A 7,256-nucleotide genomic window follows, 5' to 3' on the forward strand; every position below is an offset into this window, starting at 1 on the left:
AGGCGCTGGAGCTAGACAGCGAAAACTAATTATACACAAAAAGCTCGCCAAACTGGCGAGCTTTTTCTATCTTATTTTGCAGCTTCTGCTTTAAGTGTTTCTGCTTTGTCTGTACGCTCCCATGGTAAATCTAGATCGTTTCTACCAAAATGACCATATGCAGCAGTTTGCTTATAAATTGGACGACGAAGATCCAACATATTAATAATTCCAGCTGGACGCAAATCAAAATGGTTTCGAACCAATTCAACAAGGACATCCTCAGATACTGTTCCAGTACCAAAAGTGTCAACAGAAATAGAAACTGGCTGCGCTACACCGATTGCATATGCAAGCTGTACTTCACATCTATCAGCCAATCCAGCAGCAACGATATTTTTTGCAACATAACGTGCAGCATATGCAGCAGAGCGGTCAACCTTAGTTGGATCCTTACCTGAGAATGCGCCACCGCCATGGCGTGCATAACCACCATACGTATCAACAATAATTTTACGGCCAGTTAAGCCAGCATCTCCTTGTGGTCCTCCAATTACGAAACGGCCAGTTGGATTAATAAAGTATTTCGTATTTTCATCAATTAGTTCACTTGGAACAACTGGATTGATGACATGTTCTTTCAGATTTCGTTGGATTTGTTCTAATGAGATTTCATGATGGTGCTGAGTCGAAATAACAATTGTATCAATACGAACAGGATTATTATTCTCATCATATTCAACGGTCACTTGCGTTTTTCCATCTGGACGCAAGTATGGAAGAATCTCATCTTTACGAACTTTTGTTAATCGGCGTGCAAGCTTATGAGCTAATGAAATCGGTAGAGGCATTAACTCTTTTGTTTCATTACAAGCATACCCGAACATTAAGCCTTGGTCCCCTGCACCAATTGCTTCGATTTGCTCGTCTGTCATTTGACCTTCACGAGCTTCTAACGCTTGGTCAACCCCCATCGCAATATCCGGAGATTGCTCATCGATTGATGTTAATACTGCACATGTTTCGTAGTCAAATCCGTATTTTGCACGAGTGTAACCAATTCCTTTAATCGTTTCACGGACAATCTTTGGGATATCTACATATGTAGATGTTGTAATTTCTCCCGCAACAAGTACAAGACCTGTTGTAACAGAAGTTTCACACGCTACGCGTGCATTTGCATCATTTGCTAAGATGGCATCTAAAATAGAATCTGAAATCTGGTCACAGATTTTATCTGGATGTCCTTCCGTAACAGACTCAGAAGTAAATAAACGGCGTCTTGTTGTCACAAACGCTTCCTCCTTTTTCGATTCAGAATTCAATTCACTTCAAATTCTGACATTCATTGATACGGTACTCATTCCCTTAGTATTGTTACCTTCACGATTTTCTATCCTATACTGATTAGTTATCTGTGGTGAACACATTTAAACGCTTAAGTAACATTATTAAAACCATGAATAGTTCCCATTAAAGAAATAAAAAAAACCTTCCTCTACTTTTTTGAGGAAAGGTTTTGTCATTTATCTCGCCTTTCACTCTTATCGATCAAGGTCATGCCTTGCTCAGGTTAGCACCTTATCACTTTTTATCAAACGGAAGACCTACCTATGTATAGGTTTCACAATCGCACATTTGATATGTAAAAAAAAGTAATGGTTGCCGGGTTTCATTGGGCCTGTCCCTCCGCCAGCTCGGGATAAGAGAGTATCCGTTCAAGGAATTATCATAACGCAGTCATCCATTTCGTGTCAACCAAAATTCGAAAAAAATGGATAAGGAAGTGTGTCATACTTTATTTCACAAAATAAACAAATTTCTATAAAGAATGGATTATAAAGGACCATTTTAGAAACTGTACGCACTTTTTAAAGATAGTTACGTAAAATACGTTAAATAGTATAGACTATTTTTATCAATGTGTTATACTAATTGTAAATTTTAGATTATTAAGAAATGAAAAATATAAAAAAGATAAAGGATGGTTTTACATGAATTCAGTTGAAGTTTCAAATGAGCAGCTATTAGAATTAGTGAATGGAAAAAATGCACTTCATAACCTATCTGTTCCTATTTTAGTTGAAAAAGTACTAGCTAGACAAGAGGGAATCCTTACTTCGACTGGGGCTGTACGTGCAACAACCGGGAAATACACAGGAAGATCACCAGAGGATAAATATATCGTTGAAGAAGCTTCTACTAAAGATAGGATTGATTGGGGTAAGGTAAACAAGCCAATTTCTGAAGCAGTTTTTGAAAACCTTTACGTAAAGGTGCTATCATACTTAAAAGAAAAAGATGAAATTTTTGTGTTTAATGGGTATGCAGGTGCTGATAAAAAAGTACGTATGCCAATCCAAGTGATAAACGAATATGCGTGGCATAATCTATTTTCACAACAAATGTTTGTTCGACCAACTGGCGATGATTTAAAAACACATCAACCTGAATTTACCGTAATTAGTGCACCAAATTTCAAAGCAGATCCTGAGGTAGACGGTACAAACTCGGAAACTTTCATTATTATTTCCTTTGAAAAACGAACTGTTTTAATCGGAGGAACTGAATATGCCGGTGAAATTAAAAAATCAATTTTCTCTGTGATGAACTATGTATTGCCTGAGCAAAATATTCTTTCCATGCACTGCTCCTCTAATGTCGGGCAAGAAGGAGATGTTGCGCTTTTCTTCGGTCTATCTGGAACAGGAAAAACAACTCTTTCTGCTGACCCAAAACGTCGTCTAATTGGGGATGACGAGCACGGTTGGGCTAGCTCAGGTGTGTTTAATATTGAGGGTGGCTGCTATGCGAAAACCATCAATCTATCACGTGAGAAGGAACCACAAATTTTTGATGCGATTCGCTTTGGTTCAGTTTTAGAAAATGTAATTGTTGATGAAGAATCAAGAATTGCAGATTATGATGACAATTCATTAACTGAAAATACAAGAGCCGCTTATCAAATTGATAATATTGATAATATTATTGTGCCTAGCATCGCTGGTCACCCAAATACAATCGTATTCCTTACAGCAGATGCTTTCGGTGTGCTCCCTCCTATTAGTAAACTAACAAAAGAACAAGCAATGTACCATTTCTTAAGTGGCTACACAAGTAAGCTTGCAGGAACAGAGCGTGGAGTTACATCACCAGAAGCAACATTCTCAACTTGCTTTGGCTCGCCTTTCCTTCCACTTGCTGCAACAGAGTATGCTGAAATGCTAGGAAGAAAAATTGACGAGCATAATGTTCAAGTATTTTTAGTTAATACAGGTTGGACTGGCGGAGAGTATGGTGTAGGAAGCCGCATGAAACTGTCTTACACAAGAGCAATGGTTCAAGCAGCTTTAGAAGGTGAACTAACTCATGCAGAAACAGTGAAAAATGATATTTTCGGCTTAGAAATTCCAATTCACATTCCAGGTGTTCCTGACGATGTGCTGCAACCTGCAAAAACATGGGCAGATCAAAGTACGTACTATGTAAAAGCAAAAGAATTGGCTGTAAAATTTAAAGAAAACTTTAAAAAGTTCTCCAATGTTCCAGATGAAATTGAATTATTGGGCGGACCAAGAATCTAATTTTAATCTTATAGGAAAAACTCGAGGAATCATCCCTCGAGTTTTTTTGTTTCCCTTGTCTTCATCCATTCCGTTAGCCGTCTCACTGTTTCCCGGTTGTCATATGGTGGAAAATAATGAGTGTATTGAGGAAAATACCAGCTTTCTAGCTCTTTTCCAAGTTCTCTTACTCTTTTTTCAAGTCGATAAGCGTGTTCGACAGATACATTTTCATCTTTTTCACCATGAATTATAAGTAGTGGAGCTTCCAGTTTTTCAATTTCATATAATGGAGTTCTCCACTTATAACGTTCCGGATATTTAGTTGGAGTTCCTCCGATGACCCGCTTCAACATCCTCCTCATATCATTTCGCTCCACATACGTTAAGCTTAAATCACTTACACCTGCCCATGAGACGACCGAACAAACTTGAGGTTGATGAATGGCGGTAAGGAGAGCCATCACCCCTCCCCGCGAGAAACCAAAGACATGAATGCGATTTGGATTCACTTTTTCATGATCTTCCAACACTTTTACCGCAGAGAAAGCATCATATCTATCTTGTCCTCCGAAATCCTCATTCCCCTCTCCCCCTTGATTGCCTCGATAAAAAGGTGCCATTACTACAAAGCCCTCCGAGGCAAATTGAACGATTCGACCAATTCGAACCTTACCTACATTTTTAATTCCACCGCGCAAATATAAAAAACCGTCGTATACTCCTTCTTCCTTTGGTTCAGCAAGATAGCCTTTTATTTTCAATCCTTTGCTCAAATATGTAATTAAATAAAGATCAATTTTAGAACTAGGTGACGGAAATCTCTGCTTTTCAATAATTGTGCCATCCACCATTTTCCCCATCCTCTCTACAACATTATTTTCGAAAACTTTATATAAACCCTTCTTTTAAAAAGAAAAAATAGGCATTCACACATTTTTGTAACGTTTCATAATCTATCTTAGAAATGACAAATGCAGACAGATCAACTGTCAAGGAGGAATGATTATATGCGTCGTTTATTTGCTAGCATTTTTGCATTATTGCTTATTATTCCATTAGCAGCTTGTAATAATGACCAAGTTCAAAAAATCAGAATTGCCGAGGTAACACGTTCTGTGTTTTACGCACCTCAGTATGTGGCCATTACAGAAGGATTTTTTGAAGAAGAGGGCTTAGAGATTGAATTAACAACCGTACCAGGTGGAGATAAAACAATGACCGCGTTAATCTCTGGTGGTGCCGATGTGGCCTTGGTTGGTTCTGAAACATCCATTTATGTGGAAGCACAAGGCTCAACCGACCCTGTTATTAACTTCGCAGCTCTTACCCAAACGGACGGTACGTTTTTAGTCGCTAGAGAAAATATTGAAAACTTTAGCTGGGACCAAATTAAAGATAGTACATTCCTTGGCCAACGTAAAGGTGGAATGCCTCAAATGGTTGGGGAATTTGTATTAAAGAAGCATGCTATTGACCCACAATTCGATTTAAATCTCATTCAAAACATTGATTTCGCAAATATTTCAAGTGCTTTTGCTTCTGGTACAGGTGAGTTCGTCCAATTATTTGAACCTACTGCTAGTTTATTTGAAAAAGAAGGTCGTGGCTATATTGTCGCTTCTTTCGGTGAAGAATCTGGCAAGGTACCATATACATCATTTATGACAAAGCAAAGCTTTATTGATGAGAACGGTGATGCTGTTGAGAAATTCACACGTGCCGTATATAAAGCACAACAATGGGTCGATTCACATAGCCCAGAAGAAATTGCAAAGTCCGTTCAAGAATTCTTCCCAGATACACCACTGGATTTAATCACATCATCAATTGAACGATACAAGAACCAAGGTTCATACGCTACAAACCCTGTTTTATCAGAAGAAGCCTGGAACAACCTACAGGACATAATGGATGAAGCTGGTGAATTACCGAAGAGAATTGACTACAGTACACTTGTTAACACAAGTATTGCAGAAAAAGTTTCAAAATAGGTTGTTCAAAAAGTGCGGTGAATATGACGCATCGAATTTCTGCGTTGGCTTGCTTCTCCGTTCCTCACGTATTAACTGCAGACGTTCCGGTACTCAAAGCTGCACCGCCTTGAAATTCTCGGTCCTCTTCATCCTCCTTTTTGAACACAAATTAATTAGGAGTGTTACTATGAGCTTTTTGTCAGTAAAAGATATACACCATGTTTATTTTACAAAGGATTCTACAACGTCCGCACTCGAAGACATTTCACTCACGATCGAGGAAGGGGAGTTCATCTCCCTCCTCGGACCAAGTGGGTGTGGTAAAACAACATTACTCTCCATCATTGCTGGATTATTAAAACCGACCTGTGGAGAGGTTCTAATCGATGGGAAAACAATTGAAAAGGCAAGGTCAGATATTGGTTATATGCTACAGCAGGATTACTTATTTCCGTGGAAGACTATTGAGGAGAACATTCTTGTTGGGCTTCAAATTATGCATCAAGAAACAGAACAAACCAGAAAAAACACATTAGCCTTACTTGAGGAAATTGGATTAAAAGGGGTAGAAAAAGCGTATCCAAAACAGCTCTCGGGTGGGATGAGACAAAGAGCAGCTTTGGTTCGAACCCTTGCTACAAACCCGAAAATTCTCCTGCTCGATGAACCGTTCTCCGCTTTAGACTTCCAAACAAAACTAAAATTANNATGATATCGGCGAGGCCATTGCCATGAGCGACCGAATTTACCTCCTTTCAAAAAGTCCAGGAAAAATTGCAAATATATTTGATATCCCAGAAAACTTACGGAATGAGGCTCCATTTGATGCAAGACAGCACCCAGAGTATTCGGTTATTTTTCAGCAAATATGGGAGGAGTTAGATAAACTTGAAACAAAATCTGAACATTAAAGACCTGCATAAAAATTACTTACAATCAATTAAAAAAGAAAAAAAACTCGTTCGTTTTTATCAAATCCTGATTTTTATCGTCTTTTTCGGAATATGGGAGATTGCGAGCCGATTTCATTGGATTGACCCTTTAATCTTCAGTGCCCCATCAAAAATTTGGACCCTGTTTTTGACTAAAATGAATGATGGATCATTGTTTAATAATCTAGCGGTCACATTGTTTGAAACAGTTCTTGGTTTTATTTTAGGAACGGTCCTAGGAGCGTTGATTGCGGCAATCTTATGGTGGTCAGAACGTCTTTCAAATATCCTTGATCCTTATTTAGTCGTTCTAAATGCGATGCCAAAGGTTGCTTTAGGTCCCATCTTAATTGTTGCATTGGGCACAGGCTATATTTCAATCATTGCCATGGGAGCAATTATTTCCATCATCATTACAACGATTGTCGTCTACACCTCGTTTAAAGAAGTGGATTATAATTATATTAAAGTGCTGTTGACATTTGGAGCGAATCGGAAACAAATTTTCCGCAATGTCATCCTTCCCTCATCCTTCCCAGCCATTATCTCCACTTTAAAGGTTAACGTTGGATTATCATGGGTCGGGGTCATTGTTGGCGAATTCCTTGTTTCAAAACAAGGTTTAGGTTATTTGATTATCTATGGATTCCAAGTGTTCAATTTCACATTGATCTTCTTAAGCCTATTATTAATTGCCATCTGTGCAACGCTCATGTACCAAGGCGTCGAGTTCCTTGAACGAAAGCTCATCAAGGATTCTAAATAAAAAGCAACAAGATCAAATACGGCTTAGCGTATTTGCGCCC

Annotated in this window: 5 protein-coding genes, 1 pseudogene and 1 riboswitch; of the genes and pseudogenes, 4 read left to right on the forward strand and 2 right to left on the reverse strand. The window is 38.5% G+C overall.

Features of this window, described 5'->3' with window-relative positions; translation table 11 throughout:
• Window positions 1-71: 71 nt before the first annotated feature.
• Complete coding sequence (gene metK, locus V7147_RS18325; protein ID WP_335369272.1) at window positions 72-1,271, reverse strand: methionine adenosyltransferase; 1,200 nt, start codon at window positions 1,269-1,271, stop codon at window positions 72-74.
• Between the two features lie 249 nt (window positions 1,272-1,520).
• Window positions 1,521-1,688: riboswitch (SAM riboswitch) on the reverse strand.
• Between the two features lie 285 nt (window positions 1,689-1,973).
• Here metK and pckA point away from each other — a divergent pair.
• Window positions 1,974-3,563, forward strand: a complete 1,590-nt coding sequence (gene pckA, locus V7147_RS18330) for a phosphoenolpyruvate carboxykinase (ATP) (protein ID WP_335369273.1) — start codon at window positions 1,974-1,976, stop codon at window positions 3,561-3,563.
• 29 nt (window positions 3,564-3,592) lie between these two features.
• Here pckA and V7147_RS18335 read toward each other — a convergent pair whose 3' ends face one another.
• Window positions 3,593-4,393 (reverse strand): alpha/beta hydrolase family protein, encoded by an 801-nt coding sequence (locus tag V7147_RS18335; protein ID WP_335369290.1) that lies wholly within the window; start codon window positions 4,391-4,393, stop codon window positions 3,593-3,595.
• A gap of 159 nt (window positions 4,394-4,552) precedes the next feature.
• Here V7147_RS18335 and V7147_RS18340 point away from each other — a divergent pair, with 159 nt between their 5' ends.
• The 3 genes and pseudogenes from V7147_RS18340 (at window position 4,553) to V7147_RS18350 (ending at window position 7,216) form a co-directional block, all read left to right on the forward strand.
• On the forward strand, window positions 4,553-5,536 hold the full coding sequence (locus tag V7147_RS18340) for an ABC transporter substrate-binding protein (protein WP_335369274.1): 984 nt from the start codon (window positions 4,553-4,555) through the stop codon (window positions 5,534-5,536).
• Between the two features lie 169 nt (window positions 5,537-5,705).
• Window positions 5,706-6,429: pseudogene (locus V7147_RS18345) on the forward strand (ABC transporter ATP-binding protein).
• Window positions 6,407-7,216 carry an ABC transporter permease gene (locus V7147_RS18350; RefSeq protein ID WP_335369275.1) on the forward strand — a complete coding sequence of 270 codons (810 nt, stop codon included), beginning with the start codon at window positions 6,407-6,409 and terminating at the stop codon, window positions 7,214-7,216. Before V7147_RS18345 ends, V7147_RS18350 begins: the two are co-directional and overlap by 23 nt.
• The last annotated feature ends 40 nt before the right edge of the window (window positions 7,217-7,256 follow it).

The organism is Bacillus sp. JJ1521, assembly GCF_036965165.1.
Taxonomy (GTDB): domain Bacteria; phylum Bacillota; class Bacilli; order Bacillales; family Bacillaceae_L; genus Ferdinandcohnia.

Coding starts and splice junctions, on each gene's coding strand:
- pckA (WP_335369273.1), top strand. CDS start 1,974: ATGAATTCAGTTGAAGTTTCAAATGAGCAGCTATTAGAATTAGTGAAT.
- V7147_RS18340 (WP_335369274.1), top strand. CDS start 4,553: ATGCGTCGTTTATTTGCTAGCATTTTTGCATTATTGCTTATTATTCCA.